Origin of the sequence: Flexivirga sp. (assembly GCF_035551235.1) — a bacterium.
Lineage (GTDB): Bacteria > Actinomycetota > Actinomycetes > Actinomycetales > Dermatophilaceae > Flexivirga.
In genome coordinates this window covers 99,155-123,991 of the sequence record NZ_DASZNO010000045.1, presented here as the reverse complement: position 1 = coordinate 123,991, position 24,837 = coordinate 99,155, and the positions used below count along the sequence as shown (strand labels likewise).

22 protein-coding genes are annotated in these 24,837 nt (G+C 68.2%); 10 read left to right on the top strand and 12 right to left on the bottom strand.

Going from position 1 to position 24,837, the window contains the following annotated elements:
• Nucleotides 1-57: 57 nt before the first annotated feature.
• The 7 genes from VG502_RS16190 to VG502_RS16160 form a co-directional block, all read right to left on the bottom strand.
• Nucleotides 58-1,545, bottom strand: a complete 1,488-nt coding sequence (locus VG502_RS16190) for a PucR family transcriptional regulator (protein WP_325551106.1) — start codon at nucleotides 1,543-1,545, stop codon at nucleotides 58-60.
• Complete coding sequence (locus VG502_RS16185; protein ID WP_325551105.1) at nucleotides 1,542-2,579, bottom strand: DUF917 domain-containing protein; 1,038 nt, start codon at nucleotides 2,577-2,579, stop codon at nucleotides 1,542-1,544. Before VG502_RS16185 ends, VG502_RS16190 begins: the two co-directional genes overlap by 4 nt.
• 45 nt (nucleotides 2,580-2,624) lie before the next feature.
• A complete protein-coding gene (locus VG502_RS16180) occupies nucleotides 2,625-3,728 on the bottom strand; it encodes a DUF917 domain-containing protein (RefSeq protein ID WP_325551104.1) in 1,104 nt (367 codons plus the stop codon).
• Complete coding sequence (locus VG502_RS16175) at nucleotides 3,725-4,804, bottom strand: DUF917 domain-containing protein (RefSeq protein ID WP_325551103.1); 1,080 nt, start codon at nucleotides 4,802-4,804, stop codon at nucleotides 3,725-3,727. Before VG502_RS16175 ends, VG502_RS16180 begins: the two co-directional genes overlap by 4 nt.
• On the bottom strand, nucleotides 4,801-6,354 hold the full coding sequence (locus VG502_RS16170) for a hydantoinase/oxoprolinase family protein (protein ID WP_325551102.1): 1,554 nt from the start codon (nucleotides 6,352-6,354) through the stop codon (nucleotides 4,801-4,803). The genes VG502_RS16175 and VG502_RS16170 overlap by 4 nt, the downstream gene beginning before the upstream one ends.
• A 76-nt stretch (nucleotides 6,355-6,430) precedes the next feature.
• A complete protein-coding gene (locus VG502_RS16165) occupies nucleotides 6,431-7,762 on the bottom strand; it encodes a purine-cytosine permease family protein (protein WP_325551101.1) in 1,332 nt (443 codons plus the stop codon).
• Nucleotides 7,763-8,055: 293 nt separating this feature from the next.
• Nucleotides 8,056-8,880 (bottom strand): hypothetical protein, encoded by an 825-nt coding sequence (locus tag VG502_RS16160; RefSeq protein ID WP_325551100.1) that lies wholly within the window; start codon nucleotides 8,878-8,880, stop codon nucleotides 8,056-8,058.
• A 519-nt stretch (nucleotides 8,881-9,399) separates the two neighbouring features.
• On the opposite strand from VG502_RS16160, the gene VG502_RS16155 reads away from it, so the two are divergent.
• Complete coding sequence (locus tag VG502_RS16155; protein ID WP_325551099.1) at nucleotides 9,400-10,815, top strand: amino acid permease; 1,416 nt, start codon at nucleotides 9,400-9,402, stop codon at nucleotides 10,813-10,815.
• 18 nt (nucleotides 10,816-10,833) lie between these two features.
• Here the strand turns inward: VG502_RS16155 and VG502_RS16150 are convergent, their stop codons facing one another.
• From VG502_RS16150 to VG502_RS16140, 3 genes are all read right to left on the bottom strand, one after another.
• Nucleotides 10,834-11,625, bottom strand: a complete 792-nt coding sequence (locus tag VG502_RS16150) for an alpha/beta fold hydrolase (RefSeq protein WP_325551098.1) — start codon at nucleotides 11,623-11,625, stop codon at nucleotides 10,834-10,836.
• A 98-nt stretch (nucleotides 11,626-11,723) separates the two neighbouring features.
• A complete protein-coding gene (locus VG502_RS16145; protein ID WP_325551097.1) occupies nucleotides 11,724-12,191 on the bottom strand; it encodes a DUF6328 family protein in 468 nt (155 codons plus the stop codon).
• Between the two features lie 24 nt (nucleotides 12,192-12,215).
• Nucleotides 12,216-12,824: a TetR/AcrR family transcriptional regulator gene (locus VG502_RS16140; RefSeq protein ID WP_325551096.1), complete on the bottom strand. Its 609-nt coding sequence runs from the start codon at nucleotides 12,822-12,824 to the stop codon at nucleotides 12,216-12,218.
• Nucleotides 12,825-12,896: 72 nt separating this feature from the next.
• On the opposite strand from VG502_RS16140, the gene VG502_RS16135 reads away from it, so the two are divergent.
• The gene (locus tag VG502_RS16135; RefSeq protein WP_325551095.1) at nucleotides 12,897-13,583 is read left to right on the top strand and encodes a lipase family alpha/beta hydrolase; all 687 of its coding nucleotides are present in this window, start codon (nucleotides 12,897-12,899) and stop codon (nucleotides 13,581-13,583) included.
• A 46-nt stretch (nucleotides 13,584-13,629) separates the two neighbouring features.
• Nucleotides 13,630-14,445, top strand: a complete 816-nt coding sequence (locus VG502_RS16130) for an HNH endonuclease family protein (RefSeq protein ID WP_325551094.1) — start codon at nucleotides 13,630-13,632, stop codon at nucleotides 14,443-14,445.
• A gap of 10 nt (nucleotides 14,446-14,455) precedes the next feature.
• Here the strand turns inward: VG502_RS16130 and VG502_RS16125 are convergent, their stop codons facing one another.
• On the bottom strand, nucleotides 14,456-16,033 hold the full coding sequence (locus tag VG502_RS16125; RefSeq protein WP_325551093.1) for a flavin-containing monooxygenase: 1,578 nt from the start codon (nucleotides 16,031-16,033) through the stop codon (nucleotides 14,456-14,458).
• A gap of 111 nt (nucleotides 16,034-16,144) precedes the next feature.
• On the opposite strand from VG502_RS16125, the gene VG502_RS16120 reads away from it, so the two are divergent.
• The 6 genes from VG502_RS16120 to VG502_RS16095 all read left to right on the top strand — a co-directional run bounded on the left by VG502_RS16120 (nucleotide 16,145) and on the right by VG502_RS16095 (nucleotide 23,031).
• Complete coding sequence (locus tag VG502_RS16120; protein ID WP_325551092.1) at nucleotides 16,145-17,404, top strand: PucR family transcriptional regulator; 1,260 nt, start codon at nucleotides 16,145-16,147, stop codon at nucleotides 17,402-17,404.
• Between the two features lie 53 nt (nucleotides 17,405-17,457).
• Nucleotides 17,458-19,821, top strand: coding sequence for a xanthine dehydrogenase family protein molybdopterin-binding subunit (locus VG502_RS16115; RefSeq protein WP_325551091.1), 2,364 nt, complete (start codon nucleotides 17,458-17,460; stop codon nucleotides 19,819-19,821).
• 130 nt (nucleotides 19,822-19,951) lie between these two features.
• Entirely contained in the window at nucleotides 19,952-20,653 is a 702-nt protein-coding gene (locus VG502_RS16110) for a dienelactone hydrolase family protein (protein ID WP_325551090.1), read from the top strand.
• Between the two features lie 369 nt (nucleotides 20,654-21,022).
• Nucleotides 21,023-21,556: a DUF5994 family protein gene (locus VG502_RS16105; RefSeq protein WP_325551089.1), complete on the top strand. Its 534-nt coding sequence runs from the start codon at nucleotides 21,023-21,025 to the stop codon at nucleotides 21,554-21,556.
• A gap of 170 nt (nucleotides 21,557-21,726) precedes the next feature.
• Entirely contained in the window at nucleotides 21,727-22,626 is a 900-nt protein-coding gene (locus VG502_RS16100; protein ID WP_325551088.1) for a fatty acid desaturase family protein, read from the top strand.
• 45 nt (nucleotides 22,627-22,671) lie between these two features.
• Nucleotides 22,672-23,031, top strand: coding sequence for a hypothetical protein (locus tag VG502_RS16095; RefSeq protein ID WP_325551087.1), 360 nt, complete (start codon nucleotides 22,672-22,674; stop codon nucleotides 23,029-23,031).
• A gap of 5 nt (nucleotides 23,032-23,036) precedes the next feature.
• Here the strand turns inward: VG502_RS16095 and VG502_RS16090 are convergent, their stop codons facing one another.
• Entirely contained in the window at nucleotides 23,037-23,270 is a 234-nt protein-coding gene (locus VG502_RS16090) for a hypothetical protein (protein WP_325551086.1), read from the bottom strand.
• A gap of 167 nt (nucleotides 23,271-23,437) precedes the next feature.
• On the opposite strand from VG502_RS16090, the gene VG502_RS16085 reads away from it, so the two are divergent.
• Entirely contained in the window at nucleotides 23,438-24,661 is a 1,224-nt protein-coding gene (locus tag VG502_RS16085; protein WP_325551085.1) for a L,D-transpeptidase, read from the top strand.
• Nucleotides 24,662-24,837 lie beyond the last annotated feature (176 nt).

The following is a 24,837-nucleotide window of genomic DNA, read 5'->3' as shown; positions in this document are numbered from 1 at the left end:
TTGACGTCTCGTTCCTCGACCCGCGTGACCCCTCGATCCGCGCTAGGTCGTCGAGGACTAGGCCCGGCATGCGAGCTGTAGCGCCAGGCGGGTCTGCGGTTCGTGCAGGTCGACACCGAGGAGCTCCTGGATGCGCTGGATGCGGCCGGTGATCGTGTTGCGGTGCAGGCCGAGGGTTTCCGCGGTGCGGGTGACGGACGACTCCTGGTCGAGGTAGGCCGCGAGCAGTTCACGGTCACCGGCTCCGAGCGGCTCGAGCAGCGACTCGGCCGCCTGGGTGAAGCTGTCTCCGATGGTCCAGGCCAGGATCAGTTGCTCCAGGCCGAGGCTGTCGACCGGCAGGAACCAACCCGCTCGCTCCCGGTCGGCCGCGAGCCGGGCGGCGTCGGCTGCCTGGGCGAGGGTGTCGCGCAGACCGGACGGACCGTCGCCGAGCGCTCCGACACCGGTCGCGATGTCGAAGTCGCGGGAGACCCGTCGATGCAGCTCGCGCAGCGCCCGGAGCTGCCGGGTCACCGTGCTGCGGTCCGGCGCCTGCGCGAAAGTCAGCCACCCGGCAACCCCGGCCCCTCGGGTCGTGGCGTGCGTGTCCAGGTCGAGCTTGGCCAGCTCACCGTTGACCAGCCGCAGCAACTCCAGCTGGTCGACTCGTCCGCGGCCGATCGTCTGGAAACCGAGGTGGTATCCGCCGGTCGACCACCGGCGCGCTCGCAGCCGCCGATCCAGTGCGGGGTCAACGCCTTTGGCGTCCACGAAGTCCATCAGCAGTGCCGCCGAGCGAGACACGTCGGCGACCTCGTCGACGTGATCGATGAGCAGCCGAGCGGCCACCATCGGCATCAGCATCTCCACCGCCGTGCCGAAGGCACGCTCCTGGGCGGCGCCGACGTCACGACCGTGCAGCAGCACGCGCAGGCCCTGCCGGCTGGGACTTGCCACCGGCACCGACACGGCAAACTCGTCACCCGCACGCACGACATCCAGCCAGCGAGCGTCGAACGACACCGCGGCCAACAGGTCCGCCGATGGCAGGTCACCGGCGCCCTGCAGCACCCCGTCCGGGCCCACCAGAGCAACGGCCTGGCCGAGACTGCCGCTCACGTGCTGCAGCAGGTCGCCGAGGTCGGTGGCCCGGTATTCGATCGACCGCACCACGCGCTGCACCGCCCAGACGGTCAGCGCGTCGCGAGCTTCGATCAATTGCCAACAGGCAGTGGCCAATTGGGTCGGGCGTTCACTGCGCAGCACACACAACCCGAGCCGCCGACCCAACGCCGCGACGCGATCGTCGACGCCATCACCGGTCAGTGCGACTCCGGTGAAACCACGGTCCCGCACCCGCCGCAGCAACGGGTCGAGCCGCCAGGTCTCCCGTGGTGCGGGGGAGATCAGGATCGCCAGTGCACTCTCGACGTGGTCGGGCAGGTCGCTCTCCTCGACCTCGATCACCACCTGCTCCCAGCGGGCGTCGACATCGCTGAGCACGGTGAGCTGGCCGGTGTCGGGATGGGCCAGCAGCGAGCGGAGGCTGAGCTCGGCGGTCACGGCGCGTCCAACCCGTCGAATCCCCAACGGGACGGCAGTGATTCACGCAATCGGTGCGGCTGCGCCGTCCACCACGACGGCGCCGGTATGGCGACCACCATCAGGTCCATCGCCTGCGTCACGTCCGGCACCTGCAGGACCCGATGGCTCGGCCGATCGATCACCGCGATGATCACCGGCGACGAGCAGAGCAACTCGCCGTCACGCAGCACGGCCAGGAACTCCGACCCGGCGACCAGACGCAGCACTGAACCGTCCGCCCCGGTCAGCTGGAATGTCGTCAGATCCCGAGGACCGGCTTCCTGCCGTATGCCGACGACCCGCCCGGAGCCGAGCAACCGTCCACCGAGGCGTTGCGCGATCTCGTCAGGATCGGTGGTCTCCTCGCACGCCAGGTAGCTACGTCCCAGGTGCAGCGCCCGCTCGATGCCACCGGGCACCGCGTGCTCGCGCAGGTCGCCCACCGTGAAACCGCCCACCGCAAAGGTCGACCAACCACCGCTGCACGTCGTGGCCGTGCGCATCACCCGCTCGACATCGACCGGGCGCGCGTCGGCAACGAGGGTGACGCCGTTCGCGCCGGTGCCGCACGTCACCACGATGCCGGGCACCTCGTCCACCAGCAGGGTCATCTGGTCGAGGTCAGGGAACGCCCGCCCCAACAGGTCCGCATCGACGACCACCCGGTCGTCGGCCGGCAACAACGCCGAGAAGCCGTTGATGCCTGCCCCTTCGGCGTTGCACACCGCGGCCATGGGCACATCGAGCCAGCGCTCGATCGCCTCGATCACTCCGGTATACGGCCGCAGACCCGGCAGCTTCTCGGCCACCATGATCGTCGACCCGATCACCGCAATGCCGGCGCACGTCAGGCTGGGATCCAGCTCGTCGACCCGGTGCACGGTGAGCGGCCACTGGCCGGTGTGTTCGGCGATTAGCGCAGTGATCGTCGGCTCGCCGGCACCCCCGGAACCGAGCAGGGAGTAGCCATGACTGAGCGCCGGGATGTCGGCGCGGTCCAGGATCAGTGGCACCTGCTCAGGCTATTCGCCAGGCCGCTCCGTGGGCGCGGTCGTCCGTCACCGGGTCGCCATCACCTCGACCGGCTCGAACGACTTGTCCAGGCCGAACGCGCCCGGTCCGAACGCGGCGAGTGCCTCCGGCGTCCGCATCAGGTCCGGTGTCGAGATGCCGAGGACCCGCACGCGCTGCCCGTAACGCAGGCCCTCGGTGGTGATCGGCTCTGCCGAATCGCGCTCCACCACACAGATGAGGTCGGGCACGATCGCGACCAGTTCGCCGTCCCGCAGCGCCAGCAGGTTCTCGTTCTGGAAGCGGATCTCCAGCTCGCCGGCCGCGTCGGGACCGTCCGCCACGATCTTGGCGACACCGCGGGCGAACCCCTCGGTGGTGCGCCGTTCGACGTCGGCCACCTTGCCCTCGAAAAGGGTCACCATCTTGTTGTAAAGCGTTGGCGCCAGCGCGGATTCGATCGCGTCGAATGGCGATCGCTTCTCCTCACGAGCCAGCCGGATCGCCCGTCCCAGCGCGAGCGCCATTGAGAGGGTGCGCGGCACCGCCGTACGGCGGACGTCGGCCCCGCTCATCACGTATTCAGCGATGTGTGCGACGCCGCCGAGCCGGATGGTCACGCCGCGCGCCAGCCACTCCATCTGCCGGTCGTCGTCACCGGTGTCGATCACCACGCGCTCACCGCGCTCGCCGGCCAGGGCGAGCGGCGAGCCGTGGACGCCATACACGGCGAACGTCTCCATCGACAGCTCCGGGAACGCCCGGCCCATCCCGTCCGCGTCCACCACCGGCAGGCCGCGCTCGGCGGCGACCAGCAGCGGGATCATCGAATTGATGCCGCCGCACTCGATCGGCATCGTCGCGCCGGCCCTGACGCCGAGATACTCCTCGAGCGTCTGCAGCGCCAGGCTCGGCTCGGTGCCCGCCGGCATCTTCTCGATGACGACCGTGGGCGCACCCATCTGTGCGGTCGGTATGACGACCAGGTCGTCCGCCAGCTCGTCCGGGTCGAGCACCGTGATCGACCGGCTGCCAAGGGCATTCGCGACCATCAGCTGCCCGACATACGGGTCGCCGCCACCGCCGGTGCCGAGCAGCGTCGCGCCGCGTGCCAGGTCGGGGAGATCCGCCGCGGTCAGTTCCCAACTCATGCCATCGCCTCGACGCGGCAGTCGAAACGTGTTGAGTCCACGTCATACCCGAAGTAGCGCGGCCCGACCATCGCCAGTGCCTCCGCGTCGTGCCAGCGCGGATCGCTCGGCGCCGCGACGACGCGCACCCGCTGGCCGTAGCGCAGCCCCTCGGTCGTGATCGGCTCACCGGAATCGTGCTCCAGCACCAGGATCAGGTCCGGGGTGGTCACCAGCACCTCGCCGTTGCGGCGAGCCATGAGGTGCTCGTTCTGGAAGTTCAGCTCCAGCTCGTCCCCGTCACCGGTGACTTGCGCACGACCGCGCGCGAACCCGGTGGAGGTCTTGCGCTCCACGTCGGTGACCTTGCCGGTGAAGATCTCCCGGCCGCCGAGCACCTCGGTGGCGGCGACCACCGGGTCCACGTTGGCGTCGCGAGCCCGGGTGATCGCCCGGCCGATCTGCAGGCACAGGGCGAGCGTGTTCGGCACCATGCTGGAGGCGACCTCGTCACCCTTCATCGGGAAGAGCGAGATCATCACCGAGCAGCCCATCTCGACGCACGCGGTGCGGGCGATGCGCTCGGCCCAGTTGTTGGTGACGGTCGACAGGACCGCGGTGTTGCCCTTGTCGTCGCCGATGGCCAACGGGGAGGCGCCGATGCCGGAGAGGGTGGGCAGCACCATCTGCAGCTCGGGGAAGGCGCGGCCCATGCCGTCGGCGTCGACCAGTGGCAGGCCGAGCATCGCGGCGGCGGCGATCGGGATCGTCGAGTTCACCCCGCCGGCCTCGGCGCACATCACGTGGGTGACGGGTCGCCCGAGCACCTCCTCCATGGCACGCAACGGGGCGGTGACCTCGGCGAGGCTGGGCACCTTCTCCACCATCACCGTCGGCGCGCCCATCATCGCCACCATGGCGACCTGTGCGTCCGCCGGCACCTCGTCGACGGTGAGCACGGTGACCGGACCGCGTTCTCGCAGAGCCTGTTTCGCCAGCAGCGCACCGATGTAGGGGTCGCCTCCGCCACCGGTGCCGAGCACCGCGGCACCACGGGCCAGGTCGTCGATCTGGTCGGCGTCCAGGGTCCAGCTCATCGGGCGTCCTCCATCTCGAGATCGCCGACGGCCTTGGCGCGGATGCGCGTCGCGTTGCCCGGCAGGTAGGGGATCGGGACCTCGTCGAAGTCGACGATCGACACGGTGGACGGGCTGGCGCCGGCGGCGATCGCCTTGTCGACGGCCTCCTGCCGCACCTCGTCCAGGATGGCGTCGCGACGGCCCGGCTCGACGGTGAAGACCTTGTCGATCTCACCGCCGACCTGGGCGATGGACGCACCGATCGCGTTGGCGACCGCGTAGTTGTCCGGGCGATGTATGGCGCCGAAGATCGGCAACTCGTCGTCCAGCAGCACGGACCCACCGCCGACCGCGACCACCGGGATCGGCTCGGGGGAGGTGCGCATCCGGTCCACGGTCTCGGCGATCCGGTCGGCGATGCCGTCGAGGGCGGCGCGCACGAAGCCGGCATCGAGGTGAGCCACCCGGCTCTTGTCACCGATGTCCGCACGTCCGGCGGCGACTGCGAGATCTGTTGCGGTCAGGGTGTTTCCGCCGAAGACCAGCGCCTTGGCGGTGAGGTGGTAGCCGACCGACTCGGGCCCGACATACGCGGTCTCGGGGTTCGCGAGGCTGCCACCGCCGATGCCGAGCGACAGCACGTCGGGCATTCGGAAGTTGGTGCGTATGCCGGCAACCTTGACCTCGGTCGTCGTCTCCCGCGGGAAGCCGTTGATCAGTAGGCCGACATCGGACGTGGTGCCACCGATATCGACGACGGCGCAGGTTGCCAGACCGCTCGTGGCGGCCGCGCCGCGCATCGAGTTGGTCGGCCCGGAGGCGAACGTCGCGACCGGGTAGCGGCGCACGTAGTCCTCATCCATCAGAGTGCCGTCGTTCTGGCTGAGGAAGATCGGTGCCTCGATGCCGTGCTTGCGCACCGCCGCGGTCAGGCCGTCGACGATCGACACCGCCATCTCGCGCAGCGCGGCGTTGATGATGGTCGCGTTCTCCCGTTCCAGCAGGCCGATCCGGCCGATCTCGTGGGACAGGGAGATCGCGACGTCCGGGCCGAGTTCGGTCGCCATCACCTCGGCAGCTTCGACCTCCAGGTCGTGGTTGACCGGTGAGAAGACCGACGAGATCGCCACGGAGCGAACGCCATTCGCGGCCATGTCCGCCGCGTGCCGCTTCAGCTCGTCATGGTCGATGGGGGAGATCGGCCGACCGTCGAACTCGTAGCCGCCGTGCGCCAGGTACGCGCGTCCACCGATCGCCGCACGCAGTCGCTCCGGCCAGTCGACCAGCGGCGGCAACGCCTGCGTGGCGGGTAGGCCGAGTCGCAGCGCGGCGGTCGGCGCGAGGCGCTTGGCCTCCACCAGGCCGTTGATGAAGTGGGTGGTGCCGATCATCACCGCGGTGATCGTCGACGCGTCGAAGGCGTGCTCGGCCTGCAGGCCGTCGATGGCCTGGACGATGCCGGTGGTGACGTCGTCGGTCGTCGAGTTCTTCACTCCGGCGAGGACCTTGGTCCCGTCCATCAGGACGGCGTCGGTGTTGGTGCCGCCGACATCGATTCCGATATGCATTGCTCTCCTTGGAAGTTGAAAACTGTTGGTGGCGCAGCCAATTGACTGTGGGCCGATTGACTCAGGGCCGATTGACTCAGGCGACGCGCTCGGGGATGGGTTCCTCGGCGGCGATGGGCGTCCGGGAGGCGCCGACGCCCTTGACGAGGCCGGCCTGGCCGGCTGCGACATACAGAACGATCGCGACGACCAGCGAGGTGATGCTCGGGATGCCCCAGGTGACGTACTTGCCGATCAGCGAGGCGATCGCCCAGATCACGAGCGTCGCCGGCACGATGCGCGGTGCGGACGTCGGCAGTTGGCCGGTCTCGCGGGTGGCGTCGAGGTCCTTGCGCCATACCTTCACGACGAAGTATTCGGCGATCATGATGCCGGCGATGGGCGGGAAGACGACGCCCAGCGTGGTGAGGAACTCGGTGAAGTGGCCGAGGATCCCGGCGGCGGCCAGCACGGTGCCGACGAGGCCGAGTGCCACCGTGGTCGCCGCGCGGGGCAGGTTGTGGCGGAAGGTCGTCGAGACGAAGTTCACCAGGCCGAGGGCGGAGGAGTAGAGGTTCCAGTCGTTGATCTTCAGCGTGCCGGTGAGCACGATGACCAGGCCGACGACGCCGACCGACGAGGTGATGATCGCGACGATGTTGCCGCTGCCCGCGGCGTGAGCCAGCAGCACGCCGGCCAGCCCGATGCCGAATTCGCCCAGCGTCACGCCGAGCACGGTCTGCTTCACCACATCGGCGGTGGAACGGTTGTAGCGGGTCATGTCCGCGGTGATGATCGCGCCGACGATGAGACCGCCGGCGACGATGCCCGTTCCCGTCGACACCGACATGTGCGGTCCCGGCGCGGGCGAGGTCAGCAGCGAGTGGAACGAGTGCTTCGTCAGCTCCGAGATGACGGACCACCCGACCAGGACGAGGAAGAGCGGCACGGTGACATTGGCCAGCCACTGCATGCCGCCGAAGCCGACCGCGACGATCGCGGTCACCACCAGGCCGCAGAGCACCGACCAACCCCACGTCGGCATACCGCCGCCGATGAGGGCCTTGAGCGACTCGGCGGAGATCTGCGACTGGATGCCGAACCAGCCGATCAGGCTGATGCCGATGGCGAGGCCGACCAGCGAGGCGCCGATCTCGCCGAAGCCGGTCCAGCGGGCGAGCAACGCCGTGTTGAGTCCTTCCCGCTGGCCGATGAGGCCGACGATGCACATCAGCACCTCGAGGATCACCGAGCCGAAAAGGAATGCCAGCACAGCGTTTCCGAAGGTCATGCCGTAGCCGATGGTCGCACCCAGCAGGAACTGCGACAGGGCACTGACCTGCCCGAAGCGCTGAACGGCGATGCCGAACCAATGACGGCGGTCGTCCATCGTGACGCGGGATAGGGCGTTGTCCTCGCCATGAGCCATGCGCGGCTCCTTCCGTGAAGTGGATCTTCACGTCGGAAGCTACGAGGTCGCGGGTATGGCGAACAATGGTCAGTGTGCACGAGATTCGTTATTGGTTGTGCGGCATGCACAATGCGGGGTGCGGGACCTCGATACGTGCTTCCTCCGCTTCGCTCCTCCAGCACTACTCGGCCACCGCGAGGGGCGCGCATTCCCCGCCCTTACTCGGCCACCGCGAAGGGACGCGCGGCAACCGCGGCCGGCCCTGGTCGCGGCTGCGCGCGACCAGGGCCGGGTGACGGAGCGACGTGTGGTCAGGGCGCGAGGACGAATCCGCACTGACCGAGGGCGTTGCGACCGACCGTGCTGTAGGGATAGCTCGGGTCGGGGATGCCGTCGTCCGCGTCGCCGAACTGCGGCGCCGGGGACATGTTGGTGCAGATCAGGTTCTTGCCGATCGTGTCGTGCACGATCTCGTTGCCGTCCGGATCGGACATCCAGATGTTCGACAACGCCACGTTGCCGTCGATGGTGCTGCGGATGACGCCGAACCAGGTCGAGGTGAGACCAGACACTGACAGATTGCCGTGGATGGTGTCGTCCTTGACCGAGAACGGAATGAAGACTTCGGGGAAGCCCCCGCCACCCCCACCGCCGCCGACCGAGGTGACGTTGCCGTTGACGGTGATGCCGTTGAGGGCCGCGTTGAAGACGTGATCGAACGACGCGTTGCCCTTGATCAGGATGTTGGACATTTCGCCGGCATACGGGCCGTTGCCGTCGGGCCCGCCGCTGGTGCAGCCGCCGTGCGCGGCGGTGCAGCCCAGCCCGGTCGACGATCCGGGGGCTGCGGTCACGTTGTGGCCGACGGTGATGGTGGACGGCGCGCTGTCGGCGTCGAGCCTGGCGCCGCTCAACACGTTCAGATTGCCGGTGATCATGACGGTTGCGTGTGCCGGCACGGAGCAGTTGCCGGCGATGGTGACGGATGAGTAGGTGCCAGAGGCGATTTCGCCACCTGTGCAGGTAACGGCCGTGGACCCGGACGACGGGGCGGCGGAGGCCATACCGACGGGGACTGCGAGTGTCCCCGCGGCGGCCAGGGCCATCAGGCTCCCCAGCCGCGTGCTGATCTTCATGGGTGGTGTCCTTTCTCCGGTCGGCCGGGGGTATGGCCGACCCGACTCGGTATACACCTGGGGTCGGCCGGGGGAGCGAATAATTCCGTGGGCGTGCGTATGGCGGGAGCCGGGCGCGGTCTCGATACGCTCCCTCGTTCCTCGGTCGCTACTCGACCCGCTTGTGGGGGCGGGGCCTCGAGACGTTCGCTCGCGGGCTCACGAACTCCTCGGCCACCTTGGGGAGCGCGCGGTGAGCGGTGGGTATGGCGCGGTGAGCGGTCACGCCGTCTCGCGGGGTGAGCAAGTTCGAAGTCGAAGCTCGCGAACGCCACGCGCGGGGCTGGTTCTGTGCGATGTTCGGCTGTCGACAAATTGGTGGCTGCGGGACCTCGGGGGTCGCCGCCTTTCGAGACGCTCGCTCGTCCCTCGCGAGCTCCTCAAGGTGCTCCGCACTTTCGAGACGCTCGCTCGTCCCTCGCGAGCTCCTCAGGGCGCGGGTGGGCGCAACTCGGTCAGCAATTCAGAAGGAGCCGATTGATGGAAGAACGAGTGGAGCACAGCCCGAAGAAGCTGCGGCCACGACACATCACGATGATCACGCTGGGCGGGATCATCGGCTCGAGCCTCTTCGTCGGCTCGGCCAACATCGTGCACTCGGTCGGGCCGGCGGCGGTGCTGTCCTACCTGGCCGGCGGGTTGCTGGTCTACCTCGCGATGCTGATGCTCGGCGAGATGGCGGCGGCCCGGCCCGAGGTCGGGTCGTTCATGGAATACGCACGGGTGGGTCTGGGGGACTGGGCGGCATACCTCGTGGGTTGGCTCTATTGGTACTTCTGGGTCGGCGTGCTCGCCTATGAGGCGGTCATCGGCGGGCACACGCTGAACGGCTGGTTCGACTGGCTGCCGTCGTGGGTGTGGTCGCTGCTGCTGCTCGCGGTCTTCGTGGCGAGCAACCTGATCTCGGTGCGGTCGTTCGGCGAGGCGGAGTTCTGGCTGGCCAGCATCAAGGTCATCGCCATCGTCGTGTTCCTCGTCGTCGGCACGCTCTTCGTGCTCGGCCTGTGGCCGGACGGCAACTTCGCCGTCGAAAACCTCTGGCAACACGGCGGATTCGCCCCGAAGGGGGTGGGCGCCATACTCACCGGTGTGGCGCTGGTGATCTTCTCCTACTTCGGCACCGAGATAAGCGTGATGGCATCGGCGGAGTCCGAGGACCCGGCCAAGGGCGTCAAGCTCGCGACCGTCACCGTCATCTGGCGGGTGCTGCTCTTCTTCGTCGGCTCGATCCTGATCATCACCATGGCCATCCCGTGGGACGCGCTGCCGGAGGCGACCGGCGTGTCCAACGCGCCGTTCACCGTGCTCTTCGAGAAGTTCGGCATCCCGGCGGCGTCGGTGATCATGGAGCTGGTCATCTTCTCCGCGGTGCTGTCGGTGCTCAACTCCGGCCTCTACTCCGCCTCGCGCATGTTCGCCGCGCTGGCGGACAAGGGGCTCGCGCCGAAGGCGGTCAGCTACAAGGCCCGCAACGGCGTCCCCGTCGTCGCGGTCTTCGCGTCCACGATCGGCGGCGTCATCGCGGCGGTCGCCAACTTCGTCGCCCCCGACTCCGGGATCTTCGACTTCATCATGAACTCCGCCGGCCTGGTCGCGCTCTTCGTCTACGTCTTCATCGCGCTCACCCAGCTGCGGTTGCGGCAGAAGATGACCCCGGAGGAGGTCGCCGGCCTGGGCGTCCGGGTGCGCTTCTTCCCGTGGCTCAACGTCTTCCTCATCGCCGGCGTGCTCGTGGTCGTGGTGATCATGCTGACCACCGACACCGGCCGCACCCAGGTCTGGACGAGCCTGGTCGCCACCGGTGTGCTCGTGCTCTTCTGGCCCGTCGTACGGCGCAAGCTGCAGGCGATGCGGGCGGCCGGCGAGGAGCCGGAGAAGGTGCTCGCGCGCGACTGAACGTTCGTATGGCGCGACTCAGCGGACGGCCGTGCGGGCCCGCTCGATCCAGCCGTTGATGAGACCGCCGAGGACGTCCGGCCGCTCGTGCAGCAGTGCGTGCCCGCCGCCGTCGACCACCGCGAGCGTTGTGCGCGGGTAGACGTCCAGCAGCCGCACGGCATCGTCGAATCCGACTGTGGTGTCGTGCAATCCGGCTGCCACAAGTGTCGGTCGCGAAAACGTATGGCGCCCCATGTCGATCGGCCAGTCGGTGAAGATCTCGGTCAGCGCCGGGTAGTCGACGAGCGGTATGCCCGGTGCGGCGAAGTCCCGGAACCGGCGCGCCATCTCGGGCGTGCGCACGACGAAGTATTCGTCGAAGGTGGCATGCAGCCCGGAGTCGATCTCGTCGTACGCCGCGTCGTCCTGCACCAACACCTCGGGCGGCGGCAGCTGCCCGGTGCTCTCGGCGAGCGGGCAGATCAGCGCCAGGCCGCGCAGCAGTTCCGGTCGCTGCGCGGCCACGCCGCGCGCGAGGTAGGCGCCATACGAATGACCGAGCAGGAGGACGGGTTCCCGTGCCGTGCGCGCGATGAATTCGGCGAGCAGGGCGACGACGTCGTTGTTGCTCGAAAGCCCTTCTGCCGTGGAGTGACCCATCGCCGGTAAGTCCAGGTAGATCCGCCGACACCCGCTGTCCGCGAGCATCGGCTCCAGCGAACCTTCGAGCTCGCGGTGGTCCACACCAACGCCATGCAGCGCGACCAGCGGCATGCCATCCCCGTGTTCGACGTAATTGATCACGACGTCGTTGATCCGGCACTCCATGAGGTCACGCTACCCACGTCGTGACCGCGGGGACGAGTCTCGGCCGTTGTGTCCGGCAGATGGTGCGCCCGGCCGCACGCTCTGCAGGCCCGGATCGACTAGTTCCCGGTCTTGAGCTTGCGCCAGGGCAGGATCACCCACAGTCCGATGAACGCAACGGCGACCGTGGCACCGACGATCGCTCCCGCCGTCTGCCCGGCGACGACACCGAAGACGAACAGCGCGCTGAGCACGATGGTGACGGCGAGCATCGTCAGCCCGGCCCTGGCCAGCCGGTCGCCGAAGTGCACCACGACATCCTTCTTGTGGCGGCCGAACAGCCACCGGTGTGCGCTCACCGGCGCAACGAGCAGGATGACCGAGAAGATCGCACACGACACCGCGGCCAGATATTCGCCGGTCTGCAGCCGGTCGAGGTCCGAAAAGCGTTGTTGGAAGGGCAAAGTCAGCAGAAACCCGGCAAGCACCTGTATGCCGGTCTGGGTGACGCGCAACTCCTGCAACAGTTCGTTCCAGTTGCGGTCGGCGCGTTCGGCCGGCGTCTCGTCACGCTCCACGTTGTCCATGCGTCACCGTATCGCCCGCAGGCCTCAGCCTGCCGGCTTCCACGCGTCGAGCTGCGCCAGCATGAGGCGCTCGGCCCGACGTGCCGCAGCCTTGTCGCCGAGCAGCTGGATCTCCTGATTCGCTGACATGGCAATGCCGTTCAGTATCGTCACGAGGTCGTCCGGTGTGCGACGACGGGCCAGTTGACCGGCCGCTTGGGCCGTGGTGATCTGCAGGTGCAGGAAGTCGCGCCATTGGACGACGAGGTCGACCACGGCGTCACGTAGCACGCCCGGCCTACCGTCGAGCTCGGCTGACGCGGAGGTCACGAAGCAGCCACCCGGGAAGGTGCCGTCGCCGAGATAGCGGCACCACGCCCGCACACACGCCCGCAACCGCGGCAGGCCCGCCTCGCGCCGCAGTCCCGGTTGTATGACGGCCGCCACGAACGTCTGCTTCGCCCGCGCGATCACCGCGAGCTGCAACTGCTCCTGCGACCCGAATGGCCCGACCACTCCGGCCTTGCTCATGCCGAGAGTGCCGGCGAGGTCGCCGATGCTGACGCCGGAGATGCCGTCGATGGAGGTGCGCTGCACGCCCGCGTCGACGATCCGCTCCCGGGTGCGCAGGGCTTCCTCGGCTGATTTCCGCATGCCACTACTTTAGCGGACGCACGTCTGCTAATTTCGCAAACGATCGTACGGTTAAAGATGAAGGGTGCAGGTATGGATGACGGACGGGACCTGATCCTGGTCCACGGCGCGTGGCACGGAGCATGGGCGTGGGATGCCGTTGCGCCCATGTTGGCGGCGGCCGGGCATCGGCCGATCGCGCCGGAGTTGCCGCCGCGCGGGTCCGACGAGTTGCCGGCGACGCTCGAGGAGCACGCAGAAGTCGTCAGGGACGCGTTGCGGAATGCGAGGAGCGGCGCGGTTGTCGTGGCACACAGCTACGCCGGACTCGTTGTGCAGCAGGCGCTTTCGCGTGAGGTCGAGACAACGATCGAGCACATCGTGTATGTCGACGCCTGGCTCGGCGACGACGGGGACAGCCTGCTGGACCTGGCGCCTCCCGCGCTTGCTCGGCTGTGGCGTGAGCAGGAATCCGGCGGCTGGTTGCCGGCTCCGACTCCGCAGCAGCTGGGAGTCACCGAGCCCGACCAGGCCGACTGGTTGCTGCCGCGGCTGCTGCCGCAACCATGGGCGACGTTCACCGGGCGTTTGCGAGGTGCGTCGGGGCGCCATACCGACCGGCCGACGGCGTCGGCGATCGTGATGGAGCCGGGCAACGGCGTGCCCTTCCGGGAGTTCGCGACGAGACACGATCTGCCCGTCACGGCAATGGCCGGCGGACACGACGTGCTGCTCACACACCCCAACGAGCTGGCGAAGCTGATTCTGGACAGCTTCTGATCGACCCGGATCCGGCGGCGCGGGCGCGCTGGGATATGACTTACCCATGGGGTGGCAGCGGTCGGCATCGAAGAGTGGGGTGACCTTCGGTCGGCGACTCGCGTTGGCTGCGTCCGCAGTCGTTCTCGCAGTGGTCCCGTCCGGATGTATGGCGACGTCGGGCAGCGCTTCATCCACGCCCGCTCCCACGGTCACCAGGACGGTCACCGTCACGACAACGATCACCCCGACGACTCCGGCTCCGACGAGCCGGACGAACGCACCATCTTCCAGCCTCCCCGGGGCTGCCGTCGGACACACGCTGGCCCTGCTCGCGAAGCTCCCGGTGAAGGGACGTGCACCCAAAACCGGTTATGACCGCAGGGAATTCGGTGTGCGGTGGAGTGATGATGTCTCGGTGCAACTCGGGCACAACGGGTGCGACACCCGCAACGACATCCTCCGTCGCGACCTGCACGACCTCACCCTGAAGCCGAACACCCACGGCTGTGTGGTGCTGACCGGTGTGCTGGTCGATCCCTACACGCGCGCCCGGATCAGTTTCCAGCGCGGTGTCGGGACGAGCAATGCGATCCAGATCGACCACGTCGTCGCGCTGTCCGACGCGTGGCAGAAGGGCGCGCAGCAGCTCACGCCCGAGCGACGGCAGGATCTCGCGAACGACCCGCGCAACCTGCTCGCGGTCAGCGGCAGCGCCAACGCCCAGAAGAGCGATGGCGATGCCGCGACCTGGCTGCCGCGGAACAAGAGCTACCGGTGCACGTATGTCGCCAAACAGGTCGCGGTCAAGACCGACTACCGCCTGTGGGTGACCAAGGCCGAAAAGGAAGCAATGGCACGGGTTTTGAGCAAGTGCTCATAATCCGGCGCGGTCAGGACGCCACTCGGCCGGCCGCACGCTGGTCTCGATACGCGGCTCGTTCCGCGCCGCTACTCGACCCGCTTGAGTGGCGGTGATCCGTGCCGTTACTCGATCGGCTCGAGTAGCGCAGGCACGCGTCGTCGACGGCCCCGTTGCGCAGCAGCTTCACATCGTCCGGGAATCCGGTCGAGGTCGCCCACGGGTCGCGGTCGCCCTGCCGGGGCAGGTCGTCGATGGAGCGCTGGATGTAACCGGCAGCGAAGTCGAGCAGCGGCCGGGTCGGCATGTCCGGATCAGCCTCCGGACGGACGGCGTCGTACCCGTAGGTGTCCATGTGACGCAGCAGCCGGGTGAAGTATTCGCACAGGAGCCCGACCTTGAGAGTCCACGATGCGTTCGTATAACCAATGGACAGAGCGAGATTGGGCACCCCGCTGAGCATCAGACCGCGGTAGGCGACCGTGTCCGGGAAGTGCACCGGGGCGCCGTCGACCGCCAACTCGATGCCCCCGATCAGACGGAGGTTCAGCCCGGTCGCGGTGATGATGATGTCGGCCTCCAGCTCCTCGCCGGAGGTGAGCCGGATGCCGCGCGGGGTGAACGTCTCGATCCGGTCGGTCACCACGTCGGCCCGCCCGGACCGGATCGCTTTGAACAGATCCCCGTCCGGGACGACGCACAGGCGCTGGTCCCACGGGTCGTACGGCGGGTTGAAGTGCTTGTCGACGTCATACCCCTCCGGGAGCGCCCGGACCTGTGCCTTGCGCAGGAGTGCGCGGGTCTGGCCCGGGAAGCGCCGGGCCAGCCGCCACGTCCAGTGCTGTACGGCGATGTTCTTGCGCCGGGTGAGCCGGTAGCCACGCTCCTCGCCGAAGGTCCGGCGCAGGGCCTGCGCGATCTTGTCCTCGCGGGGGAGTGCGGTGACGAAGGTCGGCGTGCGCTGCAGCATCGTCACGTGGTCGGCCGCCCCCGGGCCCGTGGTCATCGCCGGGACGAGCGTCACCGCGGTCGCACCGCTGCCGATGACTACCACCTTCTTGCCCGCATGGTTCAGGTCCGCGGGCCAGTGTTGCGGGTGCACGATCGTGCCGGTGAAGTCCTCGCGCCCCGGGAAGTACGGGGTGTATCCCTCGTCGTAGTTGTAATACCCGGTGCCGGCGAAGATCCAGCGTGCCCGGAACGTCCGGGGACCTTCCGGCGTCTCCGCATCGACCGTCCACAGAGCTTCGGTCGAGTCCCAGGATGCGCCGATCACGTTGTGGTTGAAGCGAATCAGCTCATTGAGGCCGTTCTCGGTGGCCGCCTCCCGCAGGTAGTCCAGGATCTTCGAGCCGTCCGCGATCGCGTCCTTGTCACGCCAGGGCTTGAAGTCGTAGCCGAAGGTGTGCAGGTCGGAGTCGGAGCGTATGCCGGGATAGCGGAACAGGTCCCATGTGCCGCCGGAAGCGCCCCGTCCTTCCAGGATCACGAACGACTTGCCGGGGCAGTTGGTCCGCAGATAGTGCCCCGCACCGATGCCGGAGATGCCGGCTCCGATGATGAGGACGTCGAGCGGATCGACCGCGGTGGCGCTGGTCGTGGAACGCATGGAAGAACTCCTGGCGGACGAAAGATGGGTGGACGTGACGTCCAGCCTGCTCCGTGTGCTCGCGAATTGGGAGAGGCAGAGTGCTGCACATCCGGCGTACGGTGGGGCGCTATGCACACCACGCCTGAGCCGCTGCCCGCTCTCCGCCCGGCCGTCCGGGAGCTCTTCCGCACGGGTGCACGCGAGGCATTGAACCCGTCGGAGGAGGAGCTCGCGCTACTGCACGAAGCGACGCTCGCGGGCTACCACTCCGACCGGTTGGCGCTCGATCCGACGCTCACCGAGGCTGCCCGGGTCGTCAACGTGCAGAACCTGCAACGGTGGGCGGCATCCAACATCAGCGACCCGGGGCAGCGGGTGACCCCGCAGTTGAGCGCCGAGGCGATCACGCTGTCCCGGGACCTGGTTCGCCGCGGTCTGGACAGCCGAGCGCTCGACTCCTACCGCACGGCGCAGAGTGCCGCCTGGCGGCTGTGGATGCGGATCTGCTTCACGCTCACGACCGATGCGGCGGAACTGCAGGAACTGCTCGATGTGTCCGCGTTGTCGATCTCGACCTTCCTGGACGACACCGTCGAGGCACTCACCGAGCTGATGCAGGCGGACATCGAGGATCTCACCCGAGGCACGAACGCCGAACGTATGGCGACCCTGACTCTCATCCTCGAAGGTGCGCCCATCACCCGGGCGCAGGCCGAGCTACGCCTGCGCTACCAGCTGACCGGCGAGCACGTCGCACTCGTGCTCTGGGCCAATGCCCCGGCGTCCGACGACGCCCCTGAGGACGTGGCCGGCAGTCTCGAGGCTGTGGCCGACGCGTTCATGCAGGCAAGCAGATCCACACGGAGGCTGACGCTGGTGGCCGGTGCTCAATCGCTGTGGTTGTGGCTGCCGGTCAAGGAGGTTCGCGCCGACGAGGGCGTCACCGCAGCGTTGGAGGAAGCACCGACGGTGCGGGTCGCGATCGGCCGGAAAGGACTGGGACTGGAGGGATTCCGGCGCAGCCACCTGGACGCGACGGAGACGCAGCGGCTCGTCGCACGCATCGACTCCGATGAGCGGATCACCCGGTACACCGACGTGCAACTGGTTGCCCTGCTGACCGGGGACCTCACCAAGGCGGATGAGTTCGTCGCGGACAATCTCGGTGGCCTCGCCACGGCGGACCCGGAGTTGCGAGATGCCGTCTCGGCATACATCGGTGAGCAGTTCAACGCCTCTCGCACGGCCCAGCGGCTCTACACGCACCGCAACACCGTGTTGCGGCGACTCGAGCGCGCCGATCGGTTGATGCCGCAACCACTCGGGGGCAATGTCACGAATGTCGCGGCCGCCCTGGAGATCGTCAGGCTCCGGCCGAATCTGCGGTGATCGTGCGTTCCACGATCCATCCCGGCCGTTGCCGACGGACGTAAGGTCGTTCCATGGCAGGTTCAATTCTCGGAACACGCGTCCGCAGGGTCGAAGACGCAGCACTGGTCACCGGCGACTCGACCTTCGTCGGTAACCTCGACCTGGACGGTCTGTTGTATGCCGCGTTCGTCCGATCCCCGGTGGCACACGGTCACATTCGCGCCATCGACACCACGGAGGCCGCGGCCGCGCCGGGCGTCGTGGGCGTCTTCACCGCGGCGGACCTCTCCCTCGCGCCGCACCACGGACTGATGGTGGTCAACCCGAAGGTGCCCAGACCACCGCTGGCCGTCGACCGGGTCCGGTTCGTCGGCGAACCCGTCGCCTTGGTCGTCGCCGAGTCTCGGGCCGCAGCCGCCGACGCCGTCGAGCTGGTCGATGTCGACTACGACCCGCTGCCTGCCGTCGCGGACCCCGAGGATGCGCTGGCGCCCGACGCCGAGCTGCAGTTCCCCGAGCTCGGCACCAACCTGGTGCTCGGCAATCGGTCTGCGGTTCAAGGGGATCCGCTCGATGGTGCCGACGTCGTCATCCGCGCCCGAATGGTCAACCAGCGCGTCGCGGTGGTGCCGATGGAGGGCAACGCGATCGCGGTCGAACCCGTGGGGGACGACGAGCACGACCTCGTCATACACGTGTCGACGCAGATGCCGCACGGCTTCCAGGCGATGGTCGCCACGGAGTTCGACCTGCCCAAGGACCGGGTGCGCGTCATCGCCCCACACGTCGGCGGCGGGTTCGGTGGCAAGGCCGGCATGATCTCCGAGCACACCGCGGTGATCGGCGCCGCGAGAACTCTCGGCCGCCCGGTCGCGTGGGTCGAAACACGTTCGGAGAACCTCGAATCCATGCACGGCCGGGGACAGGTCGGCTACTACGAGCTCGGGCTCCGCGACGACGGCAGGATCGTCGGGCTGCGGGCGCGTGTCATCGGCGACGCGGGCGCCTGGGCCGGCTTCGGTGGAGCGTTGCCGATCCACATGACCGCTCTCATGGTTCCCGGTGTCTATGACGTCCCCGTGGTCGCGTATGACGCCGCCGCGGTGGTCACCAACACCGCCCCGATGGGCGCGTTCCGCGGCGCCGGGCGACCGGAGGCGGCCGCACACATCGAGCGGATGATGGACATCGCCGCCGACGAACTCGGCATTGATCCCGTCGAGCTGCGCAGGCGAAACTTCCTGGACCCCAACGGTTTTCCGGTGACGACGCAGATGGGTGCGACGTACGACTCGGGCGATTACGACCTGCCGCTGCGAGAGGCCCTGCGGCTCGCGGACTACGACACGCTGCGCGAGGAGCAGGCGGTCCGGCGCGAGAGCGGTGACCCGGTGCAGCTGGGCATCGGCGTCAGCGTCTACGTCGAGGTCACCGCGCCGGGCGGCGGCTCGGAGTTCGGCTCGGTCACCGTGCACGACGACGGCACGGCGACCGTCTCGTCCGGCACGTCCGCGCACGGTCAGGGCCATGCGACGGCGTTCTCGATGCTGGTGTCCGACGCGCTCGGCATACCGATGGACAAGATCACCTACGTGCAGTCCGACACCGCCGTCGTGCCGCGCGGTGGTGGCACCGGCGGGTCGCGGTCGCTGCAGCTGGGCGGCAGCGCCGTCGCGTCCGCCGCAACGACCGTGCTCGACCAGGCCCGCCGGCATGCCGCGTCGCGGCTGGAAGCGGCCGTCGATGACGTCGTGCTCACCGACGAGGGGACCTTCGGCGTCGCCGGCGTGCCCGGGGGAGCGACCGTGACCTGGACCGAGGTCGCGGCTGCGGCGCACGATGCGGGGGAGCAACTCGCCGCCGGGGTCGACAGCAATCAGGAGGGGTCGACCTTCCCCTTCGGCGCGCACGTGTCGGTCGTGGAGGTCGACACCGAGACCGGGCACGTACGTCCGGTCCGGCACGTCGCCGTCGACGACTGCGGGCGGGTGCTCAACCCGCTGCTGGTCGAGGGCCAGCAGCACGGTGGCCTCGCACAGGGCATCGCCCAGGCGCTCTACGAAGAGGTCGTCTACGACGCGGACGGGCAGCCGCTGACCACCACGCTCGCCGACTACGCGATGCCGAGCTCGGCCGATCTGGTCGCCTTCGAGACGGCATCGACCATGACGCCGACCCCGTTGAATGCGTTGGGCGCCAAGGGGATCGGCGAGTCGGCGACGATCGGCTCGACCCCGGCGGTGCAGAACGCCGTCGTGGATGCGGTCAGTCATCTCGGGGTGCGGCACATCGACCTGCCCTGCACCCCAGAGCGCGTATGGCGCGCCGTGCAAGCCGCACATGCCGGCACGTCGCCCGACCTGTGGCGTGACCCGCCGCCGGTCTTCGCCGATCTCCCGGTCAGTGGCGGTGTCGACAATGCGGCAGGAGTGTGACGCACCGCGGATCGAGTAGCGACGAAGGAGCGTATCGAGGTCCAGGGTCTCGATACGGGCTCGTTCCTCGCCCTACTCGACCCGCTTGAATTGCTACTCGACCCGCGTGGTGTGGTGACAGACTGCTGGGATGAGTGACCGGATCGACATACCCACCGACGACGGCCCGATGCCGACCTGGCGTTTCCTGCCCGAATCCGGGTCGGGGCCGGGCATCGTGCTCTTCCAGGAGATCTTCGGTGTCTCGGACTACATCAAGGCACGTGGGGCCGATCTCGCGGCGCTCGGGTATGTCGTCCTCGCGCCCGAAATCTATTGGCGTCTGGACGATTCCGAGATCGACGAGAGCCGCGACGACATGCTGCAACGGGCGATGTCGGTCATGGGTCGGGTCGACTGGCCGAAGGCCGTGAGCGACGGCGCCACCGCAGTCGCCGCCGCACGCGCGGACGAGCACGTGCACGGGGGAGTCGGCGTCGTCGGCTTCTGCTTCGGCGGCGGCCTGGCGTTCAACGTCGCGGCGGCCACCGACGTGGACGTGCTCGTGAGCTACTACGGCTCGGCGCTGCCGAACCTCCTCGACCTCGCCGGCGACGTGACTGCACCCAGCCTGCACCACTTCGGCGAGTCCGACGACTACCTGTCGACCGACGTCGTGGAGCGGGTCCGCGCGGCGGTGTCCCGCGACGGCGTGCAGTTCGAGACGTATGCCGGCGCCGGCCACGCCTTCGACAACCCGCACCCGATGTTCCATCACGCCGACGCCTCCGCAGCTGCCTGGCGGAACACCGTTGACTTCCTGGCGACATACCTCCCGGCGACCGGTCGCTGAAGCGCTCAGCCACCGACGTGACCGCACGGTCTTGGACGGAATCGGTTCACACGCGCTGGTGCGCGTACTGTTGAAGGCGTAGGGACCGTTTTCGCGCGGAGCCGATGTTCAAGGTTGTTCCGCCTGCCCTGCGAGGTTGAGGTTGGCTTGCGCGTCCGAGCCGCAGATGGGAAGTGGCCGAGATGCGACTGACCCGCACGATCTGCCCGTAGCCACGCCGCGCCCAATACCCCAGCCACAGATGGCGCCGTCGGCGCATGCCCGCACTGCGCGGGCCCCGTGACCAAGGAACGGCGACCAGGGACCTCCTGGCCGCAAATTCACCGCAACTCGATTTCGTAGTTGTGCTCGCTCCCGAAGGGGGCAATCATGCTTGACACCGTCACCACGACCACCACCAGATCCACGTCCACGACCACCGCCGGCAAGCCCGTGACCAGGGTCCCCACCCGGTGGTCCTTGTCCGGCACCCGGGGGACCGGTCCATCCGACGGGGCCTGGTGGCCGCAGAGCACGAACCTGGCGACCGAGTTGGCCGACCTGGACGTCGCGGTGTATGCCGCGCTCGGCGAACGCATCGCGCACGCCACCTACGCCAAGGACATGTGGAAACTCGGGCCGCGCAAGATCCACTCGCCGCTCGGGACCACCAAGGTCGGCTGGTTCAATCACGCCCGCTACCCGGAGAACATCGACCTGTCGCTGACCGGCTTCACCCACCTGGTGCTGACCGTCATCCCGCCCGGCACCGCAGCCACGTTCGCAGCCATCGTGCTCGGCGACTACGGCACCGAGCCCGCCATACGCGCGGACGACGCACCGGGCGGACTCGACACGTGGGACAACGAGGGCGGGAACCCGCCGGCAAACCGTACAGCCCACTACGGCTATCTCTACGACTAGGCCCGGAGGGCAGCGACATGACTCATCAGACAACAACACAGCTATCGGAACGACCGCCGCCGCCCGCCCCTCGCACGGGAGGGTATGGCGCCCTGGCGCGGCAAATCCGCGCTGAAGGGTTGCTGCGCCCACGGCCGTGGACCTACGCGGGTTACGGGGCAATCTGCCTGGTGGCCCTGGGATCGACCGCCGCGGTGATGGCGGCCCATCGCGACTCGTGGTGGCTCCTTGCGCTCGCGCCGGTGCTGGCGGTGGTGGCGACCCAGATCGGTTTCATCGGACACGATGTCGGTCACTTGCAGGTCACGCGGAACGCCCGCCGCAGCAGGGCCCTCGGTCTGGTGAGCGCAAATCTGTTCAGCGGACTGAGCTACGGCTGGTGGGTCCACAAGCACAATGCGCACCACGCGCACCCCAACGATCTGGAGACCGATCCGGACGTGCGTGGCGGCGTCCTCATCTGGGACGCCACCCAGGGCAGCTCGCGTCGCGGTGCGATCGCGTGGTGGACGCGCCATCAAGCGCTCCTCTTCTTTCCCCTCCTGCTGCTCGAGGCCGCGAACCTGCACATCGCCAGCGTCCGTGCACTGTTCGCGCCGGGACTGCGGCTGAGGGCCGTGGAGACGACCCTGCTGGCGACCCATTTCGTCGCCTACGTTCTGCTCCTGGCGCTCACCATGACGTGGCCGCAAGCGTTGCTGTTCGTCATGATTCACAAGGGAATTCAGGGCCTCTACCTCGGTTGTTCCTTCGCGCCGAATCACAAAGGTATGCCGATCCTGGATGGGGACGACGCACAGGATCCGCTGCTGCGGCAGGTGCTCACCTCACGCAACGTGCGCGGCGGACCGCTGACGGACGCCCTTCTCGGCGGGCTCAACTACCAGATCGAGCACCACCTGTTCCCGAGCATGCCTCGCGCGAACCTGCGGCACGCGCAACCGATCGTCCGCGAGTTCTGCACGGATCACCAGATTCCTTATCTCGAGTGCTCGGCCCTGGCGTCATACAGGGCCGCGATCACCCATATGCACCGCGTCGGAACGGGAGCGGCCCCGGGCAGCGACTGAGCCGGTGTGCGTGCCCTGCGGCGCGTCCCGTGCAACGATCGCAGCATGACGTCACGGTGGTCGATCGCGTCCCGTAACTCGGTGCTGTGCATCGGTTCGACGGAGTCGTTCTGCTCGATCGGCTCGGTCGGGTCCGCCTTCTCGGTCGGCTCGGTCGGTTCCTTCGCGTCGCTCGCGTCCTTCGGCTCCGCGATGTCGATGTTCTCGACCGGCTCCTTCCAGAGCAACACGGCGCTGCTGTCCGCACAGTCGGATCGATCGATCCTGTCCTGGCGTTCCAGCGGGTCGACCGGGGCGTCATACACCGAACACGAGGGTGGGCGCGTCGTCCCGCTTGCGGTCACGATCCTCGGCGGGGCCGCAGTCGCGGCACTGTGGTGGAGGACGGCCCGGGGCGGCGCCTGACGTCTTCACCGTATGGCGTCCACCAGCAGCCGAACGGCCACGCCCACGGCGACGAAGCCCATGAGCGCGGCGAAGCCGAGATAGCACCACAGGATCCAGCGGCGTCGGATGTCGAAACTCAGCCCGCGGGCCGTGACCCGCAGGTGGCCGTCCCGGCGGAAGTCGCGCCGGCTGCGGCGGATGTTCCAGCCGGTGGCGTAGGCGAACAGCACCAGAACCGCGGCGACGACGAAGTCCACGAAGTGAGGCTAGCGTCCGGATGTCGCGGTCTGCCGAACCCGCGGGTGTATGACGATTCGGTTTCGTTTCCCTGTGAGCGGCGCGCCCGGTCCACGGGAACGAGGCGCGCGGGTTTTACCCTGATGGCTGCACATTTGCCGTGAGGGGGCTCTCGGGAGGGTATGACGTGTCCGATGGACTGACGCGACGTGTCGCGATGGGTGGCGCGCTCGCCACCGCCGTGCTGGCCGGTGCGGCCGCTTGCGGCGACGGGAAGAAGAGCGCGAGTGATCCTGCTGCGTCGGGGTCAGCGACGGCCGGCGGCGAGGCATCGGCCTCTGCGACGGCGAAACCGGCGACGGTCACGGCCGCCGGCCTCGTGAATGGATCGGTGCCGTTCGGGGCTCCGGTGACGCTGACCGCGTCCGTGCGACTGCGCTCGCTGACAGTGCAGGACGGCGACGGTCGCACGGTCGACGGAAAGCTCGCGAGGAGCGGCACGTCCTGGACCAGCGCCGGTCTGATCGGCCCGGACGTCTGTTGGTCCTGGACTGCGATCACGTCGAAGGGTGCGTCCAGTCACGGCACGGTCGCCTCGACCGCCGCCACCCGGACCGTCCGCGCGACCGCGAACATCGGTGTCGACCGGACCGTCGGCGTCGCCGCTCCGATCGTGGTGAATTTCAGCGCCCAGGTCACGGACAATGCTGCGGTCGAGAAGAACCTGCAGGTCCTGATGCGACCGGCCGGCTCGAGCGGTCCGTGGAAGCCGGCCGTCGGGTCGTGGGCGTGGCTGCCGGACAACGCGCCCAACTCGACCGTGCACTTCCGCACCAAGCAGTACTGGCCGGCGCACACCGAGGTGCACGTGATCCTGCCGCTGGCGCATCTGGACTGGGGCGGTGGTGTCACCGGCGTGCAGGACCTGGACTGGCACTTCAACATCGGGCGCTCGCAGATCGTCGTCGCGGATGCGCGCAAGCACAACATCGTCATCTATCGGGACGGCGCGAAGGTTGCGACATACCCCGCGTCATACGGGCTGAATTCGGACCCGATCCGCAACACCCGCAGCGGCATCAACATCGTGACCGACAAGCAGCAGACCGTCGAGATGAAGTCGAAGCGTTACCACTACGACGAGATCGAGCACTGGGCCGTGCGGTTCAACAACAACGGGCAGTTCATCCACGCCAACCCGGACACCGTTGAGCAGCAAGGCAAGACGAACGTCTCGCACGGCTGCATCAACCTCTCCACTGCGAACGGCAAGGCCTACTACATGACCGCGATCTACGGCGACCCGGTCGACGTGCGTGGCACGAAGGTCAAGCTCGCCGACACGCGCACGGAGCTCTACGACTGGGCGCTGTCGTGGAAGCAGTGGACCGCGCTGTCGGCTCTGCACTGACGGACTCGGGCCGGCGGTTACTGCGAGCGGCTGGGTGTGACCTGTATTTTTCAGCCGGTGTGCACGGCTGGCGCAATGCTGCGAGCCGATAAATAGCTCTCCACAATTTTGCGCAGCCGGGGGCCATCCCGTCCCCGACGTCGTCGCTCGCGGGGCGGGCGGCTTCGAGGAAGGTA